The organism is Amycolatopsis sp. cmx-4-54 (assembly GCF_046548895.1).
GTDB lineage: Bacteria > Actinomycetota > Actinomycetes > Mycobacteriales > Pseudonocardiaceae > Amycolatopsis.
On the sequence record NZ_JAEBEJ010000016.1, the window covers coordinates 36,234 to 55,122 of the forward strand.

17 protein-coding genes are annotated in these 18,889 nt (G+C 69.1%); 6 read left to right on the forward strand and 11 right to left on the reverse strand.

The features are described from left to right. Window position 1 precedes the first annotated feature (1 nt). Window positions 2–610, reverse strand: a complete 609-nt coding sequence (locus ACLJQ7_RS37345; RefSeq protein WP_410652891.1) for a YdeI/OmpD-associated family protein — start codon at window positions 608–610, stop codon at window positions 2–4. Between the two features lie 51 nt (window positions 611–661). Between ACLJQ7_RS37345 and ACLJQ7_RS37350 the strand changes: the two genes are divergently transcribed. Continuing rightward, a complete protein-coding gene (locus tag ACLJQ7_RS37350; RefSeq protein WP_410652892.1) occupies window positions 662–1,021 on the forward strand; it encodes an arsenate reductase family protein in 360 nt (119 codons plus the stop codon). Between the two features lie 196 nt (window positions 1,022–1,217). On the opposite strand, the gene ACLJQ7_RS37355 is transcribed toward ACLJQ7_RS37350, so the two are convergent. Further along, window positions 1,218–1,706 (reverse strand): hypothetical protein, encoded by a 489-nt coding sequence (locus ACLJQ7_RS37355; RefSeq protein ID WP_410652893.1) that lies wholly within the window; start codon window positions 1,704–1,706, stop codon window positions 1,218–1,220. 88 nt (window positions 1,707–1,794) lie between these two features. Continuing rightward, window positions 1,795–2,952: an epoxide hydrolase family protein gene (locus tag ACLJQ7_RS37360; RefSeq protein WP_410652894.1), complete on the reverse strand. Its 1,158-nt coding sequence runs from the start codon at window positions 2,950–2,952 to the stop codon at window positions 1,795–1,797. A gap of 61 nt (window positions 2,953–3,013) precedes the next feature. Here ACLJQ7_RS37360 and ACLJQ7_RS37365 point away from each other — a divergent pair, with 61 nt between their 5' ends. After that, on the forward strand, window positions 3,014–3,973 hold the full coding sequence (locus ACLJQ7_RS37365) for a helix-turn-helix transcriptional regulator (protein WP_410652895.1): 960 nt from the start codon (window positions 3,014–3,016) through the stop codon (window positions 3,971–3,973). An 18-nt stretch (window positions 3,974–3,991) separates the two neighbouring features. Here the strand turns inward: ACLJQ7_RS37365 and ACLJQ7_RS37370 are convergent, their stop codons facing one another. Together ACLJQ7_RS37370 and ACLJQ7_RS37375 are read right to left on the reverse strand one after the other, a co-directional pair. Next, a complete protein-coding gene (locus ACLJQ7_RS37370) occupies window positions 3,992–5,653 on the reverse strand; it encodes a sulfatase (protein ID WP_410652896.1) in 1,662 nt (553 codons plus the stop codon). A gap of 62 nt (window positions 5,654–5,715) precedes the next feature. Beyond that, window positions 5,716–6,894: a PucR family transcriptional regulator gene (locus tag ACLJQ7_RS37375; protein ID WP_410652897.1), complete on the reverse strand. Its 1,179-nt coding sequence runs from the start codon at window positions 6,892–6,894 to the stop codon at window positions 5,716–5,718. 105 nt (window positions 6,895–6,999) lie between these two features. Here ACLJQ7_RS37375 and ACLJQ7_RS37380 point away from each other — a divergent pair, with 105 nt between their 5' ends. The 4 genes from ACLJQ7_RS37380 to htpG are packed head-to-tail and all read left to right on the forward strand — an operon-like array spanning window position 7,000 to window position 12,381. After that, a complete protein-coding gene (locus ACLJQ7_RS37380) occupies window positions 7,000–8,226 on the forward strand; it encodes a YncE family protein (protein ID WP_410652898.1) in 1,227 nt (408 codons plus the stop codon). After that, window positions 8,223–8,840, forward strand: coding sequence for a hypothetical protein (locus ACLJQ7_RS37385; protein WP_410652899.1), 618 nt, complete (start codon window positions 8,223–8,225; stop codon window positions 8,838–8,840). The genes ACLJQ7_RS37380 and ACLJQ7_RS37385 overlap by 4 nt, the downstream gene beginning before the upstream one ends. Before the next feature lie 50 nt (window positions 8,841–8,890). After that, entirely contained in the window at window positions 8,891–10,486 is a 1,596-nt protein-coding gene (locus ACLJQ7_RS37390) for an alkaline phosphatase D family protein (RefSeq protein WP_410652900.1), read from the forward strand. A gap of 29 nt (window positions 10,487–10,515) precedes the next feature. Continuing rightward, window positions 10,516–12,381: a molecular chaperone HtpG gene (gene htpG, locus ACLJQ7_RS37395; RefSeq protein ID WP_410652902.1), complete on the forward strand. Its 1,866-nt coding sequence runs from the start codon at window positions 10,516–10,518 to the stop codon at window positions 12,379–12,381. Between the two features lie 83 nt (window positions 12,382–12,464). On the opposite strand, the gene ACLJQ7_RS37400 is transcribed toward htpG, so the two are convergent. The 6 genes from ACLJQ7_RS37400 to ACLJQ7_RS37425 all read right to left on the reverse strand — a co-directional run bounded on the left by ACLJQ7_RS37400 (window position 12,465) and on the right by ACLJQ7_RS37425 (window position 18,883). Next, a complete protein-coding gene (locus tag ACLJQ7_RS37400) occupies window positions 12,465–14,480 on the reverse strand; it encodes an iron ABC transporter permease (protein ID WP_410652903.1) in 2,016 nt (671 codons plus the stop codon). After that, window positions 14,480–15,457 carry an ABC transporter substrate-binding protein gene (locus ACLJQ7_RS37405; protein WP_410652904.1) on the reverse strand — a complete coding sequence of 326 codons (978 nt, stop codon included), beginning with the start codon at window positions 15,455–15,457 and terminating at the stop codon, window positions 14,480–14,482. Before ACLJQ7_RS37405 ends, ACLJQ7_RS37400 begins: the two co-directional genes overlap by 1 nt. A 17-nt stretch (window positions 15,458–15,474) precedes the next feature. Beyond that, complete coding sequence (locus tag ACLJQ7_RS37410; RefSeq protein WP_410652905.1) at window positions 15,475–16,290, reverse strand: ABC transporter ATP-binding protein; 816 nt, start codon at window positions 16,288–16,290, stop codon at window positions 15,475–15,477. A 72-nt stretch (window positions 16,291–16,362) separates the two neighbouring features. Next, window positions 16,363–17,232, reverse strand: a complete 870-nt coding sequence (locus ACLJQ7_RS37415; protein WP_410652906.1) for a metal ABC transporter permease — start codon at window positions 17,230–17,232, stop codon at window positions 16,363–16,365. Then, window positions 17,229–17,972, reverse strand: coding sequence for a metal ABC transporter ATP-binding protein (locus tag ACLJQ7_RS37420; RefSeq protein WP_410652907.1), 744 nt, complete (start codon window positions 17,970–17,972; stop codon window positions 17,229–17,231). The genes ACLJQ7_RS37415 and ACLJQ7_RS37420 overlap by 4 nt, the downstream gene beginning before the upstream one ends. After that, window positions 17,969–18,883: a metal ABC transporter substrate-binding protein gene (locus ACLJQ7_RS37425; protein ID WP_410652908.1), complete on the reverse strand. Its 915-nt coding sequence runs from the start codon at window positions 18,881–18,883 to the stop codon at window positions 17,969–17,971. The genes ACLJQ7_RS37420 and ACLJQ7_RS37425 overlap by 4 nt, the downstream gene beginning before the upstream one ends. Between the last annotated feature and the right edge of the window lie 6 nt (window positions 18,884–18,889).

Consider the following 18,889-nt stretch of genomic DNA (forward strand, 5'->3'; position numbering starts at 1 on the left):
ATCACCGGACCGGGTGATTGGCGCGGAGGTTCACGGCCGCGAGCTCGACGGTCCTGGCGATCCGGCGCTCCCGGGTTTCCGGTTTCCTCGCCGTCAGGATCCATTCCAGGATCAGCCTTTTCGACGACGGCGGGAACTTCTCGAAATGGGTGCGGGCGGCCTCGTCGGCGTCGAGCCGGGTACGCAGGTCCTCGGGGACGCCATCGCCGTCCGGCACGACCTGCCAGCGGCCCTTCTCCTTGGCGAGGTCGATCATCGCCTGCCCGCGTTCGGTCATCAGTCCCTCGGCGATCAGCCGGGCGGCCCGCTCGCGGTTGACCCGGCTCCATGAACTCCGGGGGTTGCGCGGAGTGAACCGCAGCCGGGAACTCGTTGCGTCGTTCTTGCGGTGCAGCCCGTCGATCCAGCCGAAGCACAGGGCCTGTTCCATCGCCTCTTCGATCCGGACGCTGGGAACGCCGCTGCCCTTGTGGCGGATGACCAGCCAGACCTCCTTCGCGGTTTCGGCGTTCTCGGCCAGCCACGCGCGCCACTCGGCGGGGGAAGCGGCGGTCAAGGTGGTCTCGTCCATGGCCGGGTTCCTTTCGTCGTAGGAGTCTGTGACCATCATCGGAAGCAAAGTGCTCACCAAGTGAGCGCTTTTCGAAGGGAGGTGCCCCGGATGGAGATCTGGGTGAACCCGGCGTGCTCCAAATGCCGGTCCGCGGTGTCGATGCTGGACGAGGCGGGAGCCGAGTACACCGTGCGGAAGTACCTCGAAGAGCCGCCGACGGCGAAGGAACTGAAGGTCGTCCTCAAGCGGCTCGGACTCGAGCCGTGGGACATCACCCGCACCGCCGAGCCGATCGCGAAGGAACTCGAACTGAAGACGTGGGGGCGCACGCCCGCCGACCGCGATCGGTGGATCGAGGCGCTGATCACCCATCCGAAGCTGATCCAGCGGCCGATCATCACCGCCGACGACGGCACGACCGTCGTCGCCCGGACCCCGGAGGCCGTTCAGTCGGTGCTGCCGGGCTGACCTCCTTGTAAGGGGCAAGGCAAACGTGTCCGGTGGGGTGGGTGGTCCGCTCGTGGGCTCGTGGGCTCGTGGGCTCGTCGGCTCGTCGGCTTTCGCGACCCGTGTGCCACCGCCTGGCAGGCCGCTGACGTTGCGAAAGCCACTTTCCCAACCTTCAACGTTGCGAAAGTGGCTTTCGCAACACGCCACCTTTGCCTTACCACTCGCGAGGGGTGAGCAGCACCAGCAAGAGGATCACGGCGGCCGCGCCCGCGAACACCGGTCGCAGCCCGAAGACCTCCGCGAGCAGGCCGGACGCCGCGGCGCCCAGCGGTTTGGTCCCCCATGCGACGAGCCGGTGGCCGCTGGTGGCCCGCCCGAGCAGATGGTCCGGGATGATCCGCTGCCGCAGCGAAACGACGACGACGTTCCACACCGTGACCCCGGCCCCGCCGAGGAGGAAGACCGCGCCGATCGCGTACGGATTCGCGGTCACCGCCGGGATTCCGGCGAACGCGGCACCGGTGAGCAGGCTGAGGATCAGGGTTCGGGACCGGCCGAGCGCGAGTTCGATCCGCTCGGCCGCGAACCGCCGGAAGAGGTCACCGAACTCGACAACCGCATCCTCGACGTCCTCGACGAATACGTGGCGACCGACCGGCAACGGCTCGACCGGCCACTGCTGAACGGGATCTTCCTGCTGCACCGCCTGGCCGAGTGAGTTCTCAGGTCCGTGAAGGCCTCCTTGAGGGACTCTGGGTCCCTCAAGGAGGCCTTCACGGACGCGCGAGCGGTCACGCCAGCTTGCGGAAGAACTGCCGGATGTCGCCCAGCAGCAGGTCCGGCGCGTCCTGCGTCGCCCAGTGGCTGCCGCGGTCGAATTCCTGCCACGACACGATGTTCGCGTGGTCCCGCTCGGCGAAGCGCCGCAGCGGCCGGAAGTCGTAGGCGAAACTCGCCAGGCCGGTCGGCGCGGTGGTCGGTTCGGCCGGGTGCTCGCTGTGCTTGTCCTCGTAGTAGAACCGCGCCGCCGAGGCCGCGGTGTTGGTGAGCCAGTACAGCGTGGCGTTGGTGAGCACGTGGTCGTCGCTCGTGGCCGAAAGCAGTTGCGCGCTCCACGCCAGCTGTCCGGTCGGCGAGTCGGCCAGCGCGTGCGCGAGGTTCTGCGGCGCGCTCTCCTGAAGTTTGGCGTAGCCGGACATGTCGTCGTTGAAGGTCTGGAGGAACTGCAGGTACTCCAGTTCCTTCTCGGTCATGCCCTCGAACTCCGCCGGGTCGCCGCTGGGGAAGGAGAACAGCTGCGTGACGTGCACGCCGATCACGTGCTCCGCGTCGACGCGGCCGACCTCGGGGGCGACGAACGAACCGGCGTCGTTCCCGTGCGTGCCGTAGCGCTCGTAGCCGAGGCGGCGCATCAGCTCGGCCCAAGCCTGAGCGGTGCGATACCGGTTCCAGCCCTTTTCCCGCGTCGGGCCGGAGAACCCGAACCCGGGCAGCGACGGGATGACGACGTGGAAGGCGTCGGCCGCATCACCCCCATGTGAGCGCGGGTCGGTCAGCTGGTCGATCAGGTCGAGGTATTCGAAGACCGAGTTCGGCCAGCCGTGCGTGAGGATCAGCGGCGTCGCGTCCGGCTCCGGCGAGCGGACGTGCAGGAAATGAATCCGTTGCCCATCGATGACCGTGGTGAACTGCGGGTACTCGTTGAGCTTCGCCTCCCACTTGCGCCAGTCGTAGCCCTCGCGCCAGTACGAGACCAGGCGCCGCACGTACTCCAGGGGCACGCCGTACTCCCAGCCCGGCGTGACCGGTCCGCGCTGCACCCCGTCGGTCACCTGGTCGGCGGGCAGTTCGTTCGCCCAGCGGACGCGGGCCAGGCGGTCGGCCAGATCGTCCAGCTCGGCCTGAGGGATGTCGATGCGGAAGGGCTTGATCTCCGTGTTTTCGTTCATGAGACCAAGGTAGGGTGCCATTAGGAACATCCCGTTCCTAATGGAGGAGCAGCCTGAAGAAATGTTGGAAACTTCGGCACGACTACTCCGTTTGCTCTCCCTCCTGCAGACTCCCCGTGACTGGACGGGCACCGAACTGGCGGAACGCCTGGAGGTCAGCGCCCGGACGATCCGCAACGACGTCGAGCGGCTGCGCGCGCTCGGCTATCCGGTGAACGCGACCCGTGGTTCGGTCGGCGGCTACCGCCTCGGCGCGGGCGCCGATCTGCCGCCGTTGCTGCTGGACGACGAGGAGGCCGTCGCCGTCGCGATCGGCCTGCGCACCGCGGCGGGCGGCACCATCGCGGGTGTGGAGGAGACGTCGTTGCGCGCGCTCGCCAAGCTGGAGCGGGTGCTCCCGTCCCGGTTGCGCCGCCGGGTGAACGCCTTGCAGGCGTACACGGTCCCGGTGCCGAGGGACGAGCCCGGCCCGCGCGTCGCCGCCGAAACGCTCACCGTGCTGACGGCGTGCTGCCGGGATCGGGAGGTGCTGCGCTTCGGCTACCTGACCCACGACGGTTCGGAAAGCGTCCGCAAGGTCGAGCCGTATCGCCTGGTGAACTGGGGCCGCCGCTGGTACCTCGTCGCCTGGGATCTCGACCGCGGCGACTGGCGCACGTTCCGCGTCGACAGGCTGACGCCGCGTGTCCCCACCGGCCCGCGGTTCACCGCGCGCGAATTGCCCGAGGACGTCACGGACCGGGTGCGGCGCGGCGTCTCGTCCGCCGCGTGGCGGTACCGGGCCGAGGTCACCGTGCACGCGTCCGCGGCGGAGGTGACCGCACGGATCAACCCGGCCGTCGGGACGGTGGTGGCCGTCGACGCGACCACGTGCGTCCTGCACACCGGCGCGGACACCATCGAGACCCTGGCCGTCCACTTAGGACTTCTCAACCTCCCGTTCCGGGTCACCGAACCCCCGCAATTAGTCGACTACTTGCGCGAGTTGGCCGACCGATATCGCGACGCGACCCGCGTTTAGTCCTCTGAATGCGGGGCTTCAGTGAGCGAAGGTAGTCAGGAAGCGGTCCCGGAACGTGTCCATCCGCCAGACCGGCGCGTTCGGGTCCGGGTTCAGGCCGTCCTGCCAGTTCCAGCCGGCGATCTTGTCGAGTACCGCCTTGTCCCGCGTGACCACCGTGATCGGGACGTCGTGATCCGCGCCCGCGCCGGCGACGATCGGGTTCGGCTGATGGTCGCCCAGGAACACAAGCACGAGATCGTCGTCCCCGTAGGTCTCCACGTACGAGATGAGTGAGTTCAGCGAATAGGCGATCGAGTCGCCGTACGCGCCGCGCACCTTGGCCGGGTCGGTGAACACCTCTTCGGGCGTTTTCCCTTGCGAGGGCATGGGGTGGTAGATCGATCCGTCCCCGACGGCGGTCCAGTCGACCAGGCGGGGGAGCGGCGTCCACGGCCAGTGACTGGTGACGAGGTCGATCTCCGCCATCAGCGGCGGCCGGTTCTGCTTCGCGCGCTCGGCGCGTTGGAAAGCCGAAAGGGTGAACTGGTCCGGCATCGTGGCGTAGGAGAACGGCGGGCCGCGATAGCCGATGCCGCGTGAGTCGTAGTAGCGGTCGTAGCCGTAGACCTTGCCTTCCGGCCAGTCCTCGGTATGCGCCGGGACGACGCCGACCGTCTCCCAGCCCGCGCGTTCGAAAGCGCCACCGAGGGTGAACCGGTCGGTCTTCACGAAGTCGTCGTAGCGGTGCTGGCTGTCGACCCACACCCCGGATTGGAACGTCGAATGCGCCAGCCAGCTGCCCGCGCTCGTCGTCGGCGAGGTCAGGAACGCGCTGCGCGAACCGTATCCGGCGTTCTTCAGCCGCGTCGTCCCGGCGTCGAGCACCGCGTCGACCTTCGGCGCGATGTCCGAATCCTGGACGGCCACCCGCCCGTAGCTCTCGACGAAGGTGAACAGCACGTCTTTGCCGCGCAACGCGTTCAGCAGCCCGGAAGCCGGAGTGTCCCGGAAGGCGTCGACAGCGACTTCCTCGGCGAAGGCCTCCCTGTCCCGGATACCGGCCCGGACCTGACGGAGGTCGTCGTAGGCGAAGGCGACCGCGCTGCGTGACGCGAACGGCTGTCCCGGAGCGAGTTGCGCGCCGGAGACCGCGCAGACCATCCAAAGCACGCTGAGCACGGCCGTCATCCGGGTCGACGCGGTGCGCCGTCCGGCCACCACCCGGCTCAGCCGCAGGACGGCGAGCGCCATCAGCAGGATCACGACCACGGCCAGCAGCGCCAGCCCGGCGAACGACGCGAGCGCGCCCGCCCGGCCGATCGACGTGCCGAGCAGGTCGACGCCGTTGCCGAGCACACCCCAGTCGAACACGGGGTTGAACCGCCGGTTCAGCGTGAGCCCGAAACCGATGTCGATGGCCTTGAGCACGGTCAGGAGCCCGAGGACCACGCCGGCCGACACCGCGACGACGCGCCGCGCGCGGTCGCGCAGCATGAGCACGACGGCCACCCCGAGCAGCGCCTCCACCGGCAGCCGCACGAACGCCTCCGGCGTCAGCCCGTCGAGGCCGTCCGGCGCGAGCAGGGCGAACAGCACGAGCACCGCGGACGCGGTCGTCGCCGCGCTGGACGCGATTTCGCGGGCTGTCGTCCGGTCGCCGGGCAGGCCGGCCAGTGCGGGACGCGGTAAAACCGACAAGGCGGGTTCCTTCCGGGGTGGACTGCCTTCGTCGGGTCACACGGACGAGGGGCCCCGGCGGTTCAGCCCGAGCGCCACGTGCGCAGCGCCCACCACCAGCTGACGGTGTGCCGCACATGCGCTCCGCCGTCGTCCTCCGGCGGGTCGAGCGACGTTCCGGTGATCTCGCCCAACCGGGAAAGCCGATACCGGACGGTGTTCGCGTGGACGTGCAGGGCGGCGGCCGTCTGGTCGAGCCGCCGCCCGTGGTCGAGGTAGGCCAGCGCGGTCGAGACGAGCTGTCCGTGGAAGGGATCGCCTGGTGCCAGCGCGTTCAGCAAGATGCCTTCGAGCAACGCGGCGAGCCCAGGCTGGGCGGCGAGCGCGGTCTCCACGGCCAGATCCGCCACGGCGTGCAGACCGCGGGATCGCGCGGCCGTCCGCAGAGCCATCACGCACAGGGCGTACGTGCCGCGGACTTCGGCGAGCGGGACGGCGGGAGAGGCCACCATGAGGACGTCGTCCCCGAGTGCCGCCTGCGTGGGGAGCCGCGGCGCCAACCCGGCCAGTCGCCCCTCGACCAGGCCGAAGACGCCACCCGTCGCGCCGAGCCGTCGCTCCACGACCCTTGCCTGGTACGGATCGCCGACGTCGGAGAGCAGGCAGTGGTAGCGCCCGCCCGGGTTCAGCCCGGCGTTCGCGACCTCCTCGGCCGACGGCGCCGTCGTGTCGCCGCCCAGCAACCGCCGCAGCACCCGGGCGCGGCTGTCGTGCACCGTGCGGGAGAGTTCGAGTTCGGCTTCGTGATACCCGGCGATGACCTGGCGTTCGAGCGCGCGGGTGTTCCGGTCGAAATCGACCAGCGCCGCCAGCATGACGTCGTCCGGCACCCCGGCCGCCTTGCCGCGTTCGACGGCGATCTCGACCGCGCGGCTGCGGCCCGCCTGCACCCCGCGCAGCAGCGCGGCGAGCGGCACGCCCTGCGCGGCCCTGTCCGCGCCGAGCACGGCGGCCGCGACGTAGTCCTGCTCCCCGGCTCCGCCCGGCCGGTCGAACGAGGCGAGCCCGGCCGCGAGCACGATCGCGACGTGCCGCCGGTTCTCGCCCACCGGCAACCGCGCCACTTCGGGCGACTCCGTGCGGGCGGCCCGCACCACTTCATCGACGACCTCGGCGTCGGCCGCCATCTCGGCCAGCACGTCGTGGAGCGACCGGCGCGCCATCGCCACCGCCTTCCCGCGCGGATTGTGCGCGGTGCACAACGAAGCCGGCGGTCCTTGGCGACCGTCCCCTACCGAGGGTGTCCGGCCGGTTGGTTTCCTGTGAGCTACCGAAAGGTAACAGGCCCTCGCCGAAAGGTGCGCCCGATGCGGAAACGCCGATTGCTGACCACTGTCCTCGTGTCCTGCCTGGCCGCGGCCCTGGGCTCGGTGCCCGCCGCCGCGGCGGACGACGGCCTGCGGCAGGTCCTGTTCGTCGGCAACAACTGGGAGGGGACCGCGGACGTCATCGCGCCGTCGGGCGACTACGCCAAGATCGCGCGCGTGAACATGGTGCCGGACAAGGACGAACGGCTCACCGAGATCTATCTGAACCCGATCAAACTCGCGTTCTTCCTCGGCATCCGCAACGGCGTCGGCGAGGGACACGACCAGCTCGTCGACGACCTCTACACGACCCCGGACGGCCGCGCGGTCGTCGCGTCCCGCCCGAGCTTCGCCGACGTCGTGTCGATCGACCTCGCCACCGGCCGGGTCAACTGGCGGTTCCCGGTGTCGGGTTTCCGGTCCGATCACATGGCGGTGTCGCCGGACGGCCGCAGCATCGCGGTCTCCGCTTCGACGTCGAACACCGTCCACGTGCTCGACATCGAGACCGGACGGCAGCTCGGCTCGTTCAAGACCGGCGACAAACCGCACGAGAACACCTACACCGACGGTGGTCGCTACCTCTGGAACAGCTCGATCGGTGAGGTGAACACCGCGCTCGACGCGCCGTGGCAGGACTTCACCAAGGGCGACCGGAAGCTCACCGTGGTCGACGCGAAGACCTTCCAGCAGGTCAAGGTGATCGACATGCGCCCGCGCCTGGACGCCTTCGGGCGCGGCGATCTGTCCGACGCCGTCCGGCCGGTGGCGTTCACCCCGGACGAGTCGAAGCTGTACTTCCAGGTGTCCTTCTTCAACGGGCTACTCGAATACGACGTCGCCGGCGACCGGATCACGAGGTCGAAGACGCTGCCGAAGAACCCGGACACCAGTGAAGACCGCACGACCTGGGTCAACGACTCGCGCCACCACGGGCTTTCGATGAGTCCCGCGGGCGACAAGCTCTGCGTCGCCGGGACGATGGACGACTACGCGACCATTGTGGACCGTGCGAGCCTGCGGGAAGGACCGCTCGTGACGGCGGCGAAGCCCTATTGGGCGACCGTGAGCGGCGACGGAAGGCATTGCGTCATCTCGGAAAGCGCCTCGGACCAGGTGACCGCGATCGACTTCGCGACCGGCGAGAAGGTGAAGTCCGTCCCGGTCGGCGACCACCCGCAGCGGATCCGGATCGGCCACGTGCGCACCGGTAGTCTGCGCGGGTGAGCGAAGAGATCTGGGCGGCCCTCGGTGCGACATCACTCGACGAGGTGCGGCGGCGTGCCGCGGTGATCGACGCGATCACCGAGATCGAGCCGGTCGAGGTGGACGGCGCGGTGCGCTACGCCTGGAACAACGGTGGTGGGGAGTCGGCCGTCTGGTACTTCACGCCGGACAACCAGGCGCTGCTGCTGACCTTCGACCACGAGTCGGCGTTGAACCTGTTCGCCGAGGAGGATTACTCGGTGCAGGAGGCGCTCTACCGCGGCGTCCCCGAACACCTCGTCGCGCTGGTGCGGAACCGCCCCGAGAACTACGAGTCCCTGAACCTCGTCGACGCGGAGACAGGAGCGGCGATCCACTACGCCGGTGGCGTGTTCTGGTTCGACGGCACGAGGTGGGCGCAGGCCGATGGCTTCCTGGAACACTGCCGCCGGGAAGACCTGGACCCGCTGAGCGAGTCGGGGTTCACCTACTGCCTCGGCGACTACCGGTTCGGCGAGGAGTTCACCCCCGAGGTGATCGTCGAGGACCGGGCCGCCGACGGCTGGTACGAGGACGACGCCGAACGGGAAAAGGCGCTGGCCGAGATCCGTGAGATCTTTTCGCGACTCGGCTGACGAGTCCGCTCAGCGCACGATCTTGGCTTCCCTGTGGCACCGTTTCGGGAATGAGCCTGCGACTGGGACCCTTGCTGCGCCATGTCGACGAGACGTCGGCGACGGTCTGGGTCGAGACCGACACGGCGAGTGAGGTCGAGGTACTCGGCACGACCGCGAGGACGTTCGAGATCAAGGGCCACCACTACGCCCTGCTCGTGCTGACCGGCCTCGAACCCGGCACCAGCACCGAGTACGAGGTGCGCGTGGACGGTGAAAAGGCCTGGCCGCTGCCGGATTCCGAGTTCCCGCCGAGCCGCATCCGGACCCTGCCCGAGAACGAGTCCCGGGTCCGGCTCGTGTTCGGCTCCTGCCGCAAACCGCACGACGGCGACACCTTCGGCCCGGACGCGCTGGCCGCGTACGCCCGCCGGATGGCCGACGGCGACGAATCCGAATGGCCGCAGGCGTTGCTGATGCTGGGCGATCAGGTGTACGCCGACGAAACCACCGACGAGACGCAGGAATGGCTCTCCCGGCGTCGTGACATCTCGAAGCCGCCCGGGACCGAGGTGACGGACTTCGAGGAGTACACCCACCTCTACCTCGAAGCCTGGGGCGAGCCGACGATCCGCTGGCTGCTCTCCACCGTGCCGACGTCGATGATCTTCGACGACCACGACGTCCGCGACGACTGGAACACCTCGCACACGTGGCGGGAGCGGATGCGCGCGCAGCCGTGGTGGCGGGAGCGGCTGCGCGGGGCGATCATGTCGTACTGGGTCTACCAGCATCTGGGGAACCTCGGCCCCGCCGAACTCGCCGAGGACGCGACCTTCCAGAAGGCCCTCATCTCCGGCGGGGACAACGCCGGCCTGCTCACCGCGTTCGTCGATGAGGCCGACGATGACCGCGACGGGACCAAAGGCGCGCGCTGGAGTTACCGCCGCGACTTCGGTGGAGTGCGGCTGCTGGTCATCGACAGCCGGGCGGGGCGGATCCTGGCGGGCGGCGCGCGGTGCATGGTCGACGACGACGAATTCGACTGGATCGAGAACAACGCCGCCAACGACGCCGACGCCTGCGACCACCTCCTGATCGGCTCGTCGCTGCCGTGGCTGCTGCCGCCGGTCATCTCCCATCTCCAGTCGCTCAACGAACGGGCCTGCGCGCGCCCCGGGTGGCGGGGGAGGCTCGCGGAGAAGATCCGGCAGGCGGGCGACCTCGAGCACTGGGCGTCGTTCCGCGACTCCTTCGACCGGCTCGCCGCCATGATCGCGCGCGAGGGACGCCGGGAGGATCCGCCCGCCACCATCGCGGTGCTCTCCGGCGACGTCCATCACGCCTACATCGCCGAGGCGCACTATCCCGAGCCGGTGACTTCGAGCGTCTTCCAGCTCACCTGCTCCCCGGTCCACAACGCCATGCCGCGTCCACTCCGGCTGGCCTTCGCCGCCACCTGGTCGTCCCCGGTGGCGGCGCTCGCGCGCCGCTGGGCCCGCCGGGGCGGGGTCACACCCGAACCGCTGACCTGGTCCAAGGTGTCCGGGCCGCATTTCGGCAACGTCATCGCCACGGTCGAGACCGAGGGCCGGACGTGCGTCACGACGATCGAACAGGCCACCGGCGACGGACTCGTCGAGGTGGCCGGGCGGAGGCTGGCCTGAGCCCGGTCCGCGCTGGGTAATATCGGCGCGTGACAACCTCTGCCGAAACACTCGAGTTCCAGTCGGAGGCACGTCAGCTGCTCCAGCTGATGATCCACTCGATCTACTCGAACAAGGACACCTTCCTGCGGGAGCTGGTGTCCAACGCCTCCGACGCACTGGACAAACTCCGCCTCGAAGCGTTCCGCGACAAGGAACTGCGGGCGGACACCGACGATCTCCACATCGAGATCGCGACCGACCCCGAAAACCGCACCCTCACCGTGCGGGACAACGGAATCGGGATGAGCCGGGACGACGTCGTGGCGCTGATCGGCACCATCGCGAAATCCGGCACCGCCGAATTCCTGAAGAAACTGAAGGAGACCAAGGATTCCGCGGCTTCGCAGGATCTGATCGGCCAATTCGGCATCGGCTTCTACGCCAGCTTCATGGTGGCCGACAAGGTCACGCTGCTGACCCGCCGGGCCGGCTCGGACGAAGGCGTCCGCTGGGAGTCCGAGGGTGCGGGCACGTACACCATCGAGACGGTGCCGGACCTGCCGCAGGGCACGTCGGTCGTCCTGCACCTCAAGCCCGAAGACGCCGAAGACCAGCTCTTCGACTACACCTCGGCCACGAAGATCAAGCAGATCGTCAAGAAGTACTCGGACTTCATCACCTGGCCCATCCGGATGACCGAAGGCGAAGAGGTCGTCACGGTCAACTCGATGAAGGCGCTGTGGGCCCGCTCGTCCAGCGACGTCACCGAAGACGAGTACAACGAGTTCTACAAGCACGTCGCGCACGACTGGAACGATCCGCTGGAGACGATCCGGCTCCAGGCCGAGGGCACCTTCGAGTACCAGGCGCTGCTGTTCCTGCCGGGCCACGCGCCGCTCGACCTGTTCATGCGGGAGCGCAAACGCGGCGTCCAGCTGTACGTGAAGCGCGTCTTCATCATGGACGACTGCGAAGCGCTGATGCCGGAGTACCTGCGCTTCGTGAAGGGTGTCGTCGACGCGCAGGACCTCTCGCTCAACGTCTCGCGGGAGATCCTGCAGCAGGACCGGCAGATCCAGCTGATCCGCCGCCGCCTGGTCAAGAAGGTCCTCTCGACGGTCAAGACCATGATGGCCGACGAGAACCCCTACAAGTACGAGACGTTCTGGAAGGAGTTCGGCCGCGCCGTCAAGGAAGGCCTGCTGGACGACCACGAGAACCGTGCCGCGATCCTCGACATCTGCTCGTTCGCCTCGACGAACGATCCCGAGAAGCTCACGTCGCTGCGTGGGTACGTCGAGCGGATGAAGGACGGCCAGGAGCACATCTACTACCTGACCGGCGAGTCGCGGCAGAGCATCGAGCACTCCCCGCATCTGGAAGCCTTCCAGGCCAAGGGATACGAGGTGCTCGTGCTCACCGACCCGATCGACGAGATGTGGGTCGACGCGGTCCCGGGCTTCGAGGAGAAGCAGTTCCAGTCGGTCGCGAAGGGCGAGGTCGAACTCGACTCCGACACCACCGACGAGCAGAAGGAGGAGTTCTCCGGGCTGCTGACCTGGCTCACGAAGACCCTTTCCGACCAGGTCAAGGAGGTCCGGCTCTCGTCGCGGCTGACGACGTCGCCCGCCTGCATCGTCGGTGACACGAACGACGTCACCCCGACGCTGGAGAAGATGTACCGCGCGATGGGCCAGGAAATGCCGCAGATCAAGCGGATCCTGGAACTCAACCCCGGCCACCCGCTGGTTTCCGGGCTGCGGTCCTCGTTCGCCGAGAAGGGCGAGAACGACGGGCTCGCCGAGACCGCGGAGCTGCTGTACGGCATGGCTCTGCTGGCCGAAGGCGGCGAACTGGGCGACCCCGCCCGCTTCACGAAACTCCTGGCCACCCACCTCCAGAAAACCCTGTAGTTCCGTGAAGGCCTCCTTGAGGGACCCAGAGTCCCTCAAGGAGGCCTTCACGGACTTGGGCCGGGTAAGGGGGCAGGGGAGGTCTACGGCCGGGTTTTCCAGAGCACCAGCACGAAGTACGGCGTCCCGACCATCGCGATGACCAGCCCCGCCGGGATCTGGGCGGGGGCGATGACCGTCCGCCCGAGGGTGTCCGCGACGCTCACCAGCAGCGCACCGAGCGCCGCGGCCACCGGGACGACCCGGACGTGCCTCCCACCGACCAGCGAACGAGCCAGATGCGGAGCGACCAGACCGACGAAGACGACCACGCCGATGGCGGACACCGCGGTCGCCGCCAGGATCCCGGAAGCTCCCAGCACCACCAGCCGCGACCGTTCGACGCGCATCCCGAGCACGCGCGGGGTGTCCTCGTCGAGGGCGTGCAGGTCGAGTTCGCGGTGCTTGATCCACAGCAACGGCGTCAGCGCGACGAGCGCGAGCGTCACCGGCACGACCTGTTCCAGCGTGCGGCCGTAGGTCGACCCGGAAAGCCAGGTCAGCGCCTTGGCCGAGTTCCACGGGTCGGAGACCACGATCAGCAGCGTGATCAGCGCCATCCCGGCCGACCAGACCGCGATACCGATGATCACCAGCCGGTCCGAATCCAGCCCCGACCGCCAGGCCAGCCCGTAGACCAGCAGGAACACCACGGTCGCGCCGAGGCCGGCGGCACCGGCGATCGACCAGGCGCCGACCGCGGGGACGATGGTGATCAGCGTGATCGCGCCGAGCCCCGCGCCCGCGGTGATGCCGAGCAACCCCGGTTCGGCGAGCGGGTTGCGGCTGACCGACTGGATACCGCAGCCCGACACGGCCAGCGCGGCACCGGCGAGCAGCGCGGCCAGCACCCGCGGAAGTCGTTGGTCCAGCACGAAAGTGAGCGCGGTCCCGGTGTTGCCGGTGACCCAGTTCGCGAGGTCGCCGAGCAGCACCATGCGGTCGCCCAGCATCAGGCCTGCCACCGGGACCACGGCGAGCAACGCCACCAGGACGACGGAAACGACCACGAGCCGCCTGGTCGATCCGGCGACGCCGACCCGTCCGGCCGGAGCCGGACGACGCGAGCCGCTTCCCCGCCCGCGCCGCGCCAGCCACACCATCACGACGGCGCCGACGATCGTGGTCACCACACCGGTCGGTACCCGCACGGCGGCGGCCGAGCCCATGATCGCCCGCAGGACGACGTCGGCGCCGAGTACCGTGACGACGCCGACCAGCCCGGAGACCGGCAGCAGCGCGCGATGTTTGGCGATCGGCAGCAGCAGCCGGGTGATCACCGGCGCGCTCAGCCCGACGAACCCGACCGGCCCGGCGACGGTCACCGCCGCCGCGGTCAGCGCGACGGTCAGCACGACCGCGGTGACCCGCGTGCGGCGGACCCTCAGGCCGAGCACGGTCGCGTTGTCGTCGCCGAGGGCGAGGACGTCGAGTTTGCGGCCCATCGCGATGAGCGCCACCACGGCGATCACCACGATCGGCGTCATCTGGCCGGTCGCGCGCAGATCGGCGACGGTGAGCGAGCCACTGCCCCAGGCGAACAGCCCGCTCGTCTCCTCCTCGAACAAGAGCAGCAGCAGGATGGTCACCGACTGGAGCGCCAGCAGCATCGCCGAACCGACGAGCACCAGCCGCGGGCTCGCGGAACCGCCGCCGGCGAGACCGAGCACGACGACGGCCGCGGCGAGCCCGCCCGCGAACGCCGCTCCGCCCACCGGCACGAGCGGCAGCGAGAGACCGAACGCGGAGATGGCGACCACGGCGAAATGCGCGCCGGCGTTGACCGCGAGGGTGTCGGGTGAGGCGAGCGGGTTCCGTGCCACGGACTGCATTCCCGCGCCCGCGACGCCGAGCGCGACCCCGAGCAGCAACGCGGCGAGCAGCCGGGGGACGCGCGAACCCTCGAGTACCGCGAGGGTCTGCGCGTCGCCCTGGCCGAAGATCGCCTTCACCACGTCGAGCGGCCCGGACGTCGAGGTGCCTTGAGTCAGGTGGACGCCGGCGAGGACGACGATGAGCACCACCAGCCCCGCCGACACCGCGATGGTGCGGGCACGCATCAGGCCGTGACTGCCTTCACGATCTGGTCGGCGGTCATGATGACCGACTTCGGCCCGCCGAAGGTCCACGTGCCGGCCTCCAGCTTGTGGATCTTCTTCGAGACCACGAACGGCAGACGCTGGTAGACGGCGTTCTGCGCGAGCCCGGTGGTGAAGACGTCCTCTTCGGCCGCGCTGTAGAACAGCACGGTCTTCGGGTCGGTGAGCGCGGTCAGCCCTTCGACGTCGGTCTGGCCGAGACCCCACTGCGGGTCGACCTTGCCGGTCCAGGCGTTCTTCAGGCCGACGGCCTCGGCGGTGTCGGAGACCAGCGAGCCCTTGCCGAACGGGCGGATGCTGACGGTGCTGCCTTCGAGATAGCCGTCGGCCATCAGGAACGGGGTGCCCGCGGCGCCCTTGGCCTCGACGGCCTTCTTGCCCTCGGCGAGTTTGGCGTCCATTTCGGACAGTTGCTTGTCCGCTTCGGACTCCTTGCCGACCGTCTTCGCGATCAGCTTGAAGTCCTCGCGCAGGCGGTCGAAGTTGCGGCTCGCGTCGCTGGCCTTGGTGACCACGACCGGCACGTACTTCTCGATCTGCGGCACCAGCGTCGAGTCGCGCTCCTCGGCCATGATGACGACGTCGGGGTTCAGCCCGACGATCGCGTCGACACTGGGCTCGTTGCGCTTGCCGACGTCCTTGACCTCGGCGGTCAGCGGGGCGGCCTTGTCCCAGACGTTGTAGCCCGCGACGTCCGCGGCGCCGACCGGCATGACCCCGAGCGACGCGACCATCTCGGCCTCGCCCCATTCGAGCGCGACGACCCGCTTGGCCGGGGCCTTGAGGTTGACGGCCTTTCCGCGCGCGTCGGTCACCGTGACCGGTCCGGTCGCGGCGGCGGTGTCGCTCGGCGCGGCGGCGGTGTTCTCGGTGGTGCCGCAGGCGGACAGCAGCAGGGCCGTCGCCGCGACGAGGGCGGCAAGGGTTGGCAAACGCATGGTTCTTCCTGGATTTCTCAGGCGGGCCTGGGCGAATGCCGCCCGAGTGGCCTGCAGTGGATCGCGCCCGTCACCGGGTCGTTCGCGACGTGGACGGTGACGCCGTAGGCCTGGGAGAGGTGCTCGGTGGTGAGCACCTGCCCGATGTCACCCGTGGCCACGATGGTTCCCTCGCTCAGCAGCACGACCTCGTCGGCGATGATCGCCGCGTGGTCGAGGTCGTGCAGCACCACGCCGACCGCGACGCCTTCTCCTGCCAGGTCGCGGACGACGTCGAGGATCTCGACCTGATAGCGCAGGTCGAGATGGTTGGTGGGCTCGTCGAGCAGCAGCACGGAGGTCTGCTGGGCGAGACAGGACGCGAGCCAGACGCGCTGGAGTTCGCCGCCGGAGAGCTCGTCGACGCCGCGTTCGGCCATCGGCGTCACGCCGGTCAGCTCCATCGCGCGGCGGATCGCGGCGGCGCCGTCGACGTCGACCCCGCGCCAGCCCGAGCGGTACGGGTACCGGCCGTAGGAGACGACGTCGCGCACCGAAACCCCGCTCGGCGTGGGCCGGTGCTGGGTCAGCAACGTGACCCGCCGGGCGAACTCCTTGCCGGACAACGCGTTCCCGCCCCAGACGGCGCGTTCCCCGAGGCGGACGCCGCCCTCGCGAGGCTTGTGCAGCCGCGCCAGCGAACGCAGGAGCGTCGACTTGCCGGAGCCGTTCGGGCCCACCAGCGCGGTCACCACGCCGGCGCGCAGCGACAGGGACACGCCGTCCACCACGGCCCGCTCTTGGTGCGCGAGCACCAGGTCATGGCCGGTGAGCAGCGCGTCTTCCGTAGACATGAGGGGAGCCTAACCTAAGGCTGCGTTCAGACCCATGTCGCGAGAGACACAGAGCGCGGGGTGATCGCGCGGTCACGCTGCCCGGGACAACTCCCGCCTGCGCTTGGCCAGCCGCTTCCCGACGATCCCGTGCCGCGGCCCGAACAGGTACACCAGCGTGAACCCGGCGCCCTGGACCAGCACGATCATCCCGCCGGACGCGGTGTCGAGGTGGTAGCTCAGGTACAGCCCGGTCACCGCCGCGAGCACCGAGAACGACGGCGCGATCACGAGCATCCGGCCGAACCGGTCGGTCAGCAGGTACGCCGTCGCGCCGGGGATGATCAGCATCGCCACGACGAGGATCACGCCGACCACCTGCAGCGCCACCACGGCGGTCAGCGCGAGCAGCCCGAGCAGCGCGGCGCCGAGCACCCGCGGGTTCAGCCCGATGGCGTGGGCGTGCGTGGGATCGAAGGCGAACAAGGTGAAATCGCGGCGTTTGAGCACCAGCAGGGTGAGCGTGATCGCGCCGAGGACGCCGATCTGGATCAGGTCCGAGGTGTCGACGCCGAGCAGGTTGCCGAAGATGATGTGGTTCAGGTCGGTCTGGCTCGGCGTCACCGAGATCAGCACCAGCCCGAGCGCGAACAGCGTGGTGAACACGATGCCGATCGCGGCGTCCTCCTTGACACGGCTGGTGTCGCGGACGACACCGATCAGCGCCACGGCGAGGAATCCGAAGACGACGGCGCCGAGTGCGAAGGGCGCGCCGAGGACGTACGCGAGCACGACGCCGGGCAGCACGGCGTGCGAGACCGCGTCGCCCATCAGCGACCAGCCGATCAGCACCAGCCAGCAGGAGAGCACCGCGCAGACCGCCGACGCGATGACCGTGGACGCCAGCGCCCGCACCATGAAGTCGTAACTCAGCGGTTCGAGGAACAGGTCGTAGAAACTCACGCGGGTTCTTCTTCCCGTTGCAGGACATCGAGTCCGAACGCCAGCGCGAGGTTCTCGGGCCGGAGCACCTCGCCGGGGGAGCCGTGCGCGAGCACCTTGCGCATCAGCAGGATCGCCTCGTCGGCCAGGCCGGGCAGCGCGTGCAGATCGTGCGTGGAGATCAGGACCGCGGCACCGTCGGCCGCGAGTTCCTTGAGCAGCCGGGTGATGGTGGCTTCGGACCGCTTGTCGACGCCGGCGAACGGCTCGTCCAGCAGCAGGACACGGGCGCCTTGGGCGATACCGCGCGCGACGAACGCGCGTTTGCGCTGTCCGCCGGACAACTGGCCGATCTGGCGTCCGGCGAGTTCGGTCAGCTCGACCCGCTCCAGCGCGTGGTCGACGGCTTCGTGGTCGGCGCGGCGCGGACGCCGGGTGAAGCCGAGCCGCCCGTAGCGGCCGGTCATCACGACATCCCGCACCGACAGCGGGAACGACCAGTCGACGTCCTCGCTCTGCGGCACGTACCCGATCACGCCGGTCTTGCGGGCGCGGGCGGGGGTGCCGCCGTCGATCGACACCGTGCCGGTGTCCGGCCGGACCATGCCCATGATGGTCTTGAACAGCGTCGACTTGCCGGAGCCGTTCATCCCGACCAGCCCGCAGACGTGACCGTGTTCGAGCGTGACGTCGACGCCGTCGAGCGCGAGGACGTCGCCGTAGTGCACGGTGACGTCCTCGACGCGGATCGCGGCTGTCACGGCTTGGCTCCGGTGAGGGCGGCGACGATCGTCTTCGAATCGTGGCGGATGAGGTCGAGATACGTAGGCACGGGACCTTCCGGACCGGACAGGGAATCGACGTACAGGACGCCGCCGAACGCGGCACCGGTCGCGGAGACGACCTGCTGCATCGGGGCGTCCGAGACGGTCGATTCGCAGAACACCGCGGGGACCTTGTTCTGCTTGACGAATTCGATGGCGCGGGTGATCTGCTGCGGTGTGGCCTGCTGTTCGGCGTTGACCGCCCAGATGTACCGCTCGGTGAGGCCGGTGTCGCGCGCGAGATAGGAGAAGGCGCCTTCGCAGGTGACCAGCGCTCGCTCGTTCTGCGGCAGGCCGTTCAGCGCACCCGTCATCTCGTCCCGCACCTCCTTCAGTTTCGCCTTGTAGGCATCGCCGTTGGCCTTGAACACGGCGGCGTCGCCGGAGGAGAGCTCGCTGAACGCCTTCACCATGTTGTCCACGTAGATACCCACATTCGTCGGAGACATCCACGCGTGCGGGTTCGGTTTTCCCTGATAGGCGTCCTCACCGATGGCGATGGGCTGGACACCCTCGCTGACCACCTTGTGCGGCGCGTCGATCTCCTTGACGAACCGGGCGAACCACGCCTCCAGGTTCAGCCCGTTGTCGAGGATCAGGTCGGCCTTCGCGGCCTTCTTGATGTCGTCCGGGGTGGGCTCGTAGCCGTGGATTTCGGCGCCGGGTTTGGTGATCGACTCGACCCGGAGCTTGTCACCCGCGACGTTCGAGGCGATATCCGCCAGGACCGTGAACGTGGTCAGCACGACGGGCCGCTTGTCGTCCGTCCCTCCGGCGGGACCGCCGCACGCGGAAAGGACGAGCGCGGACGCCGCCAGCGCGCACACGGTCTTGCGCAGATTCGCCATTCCGTG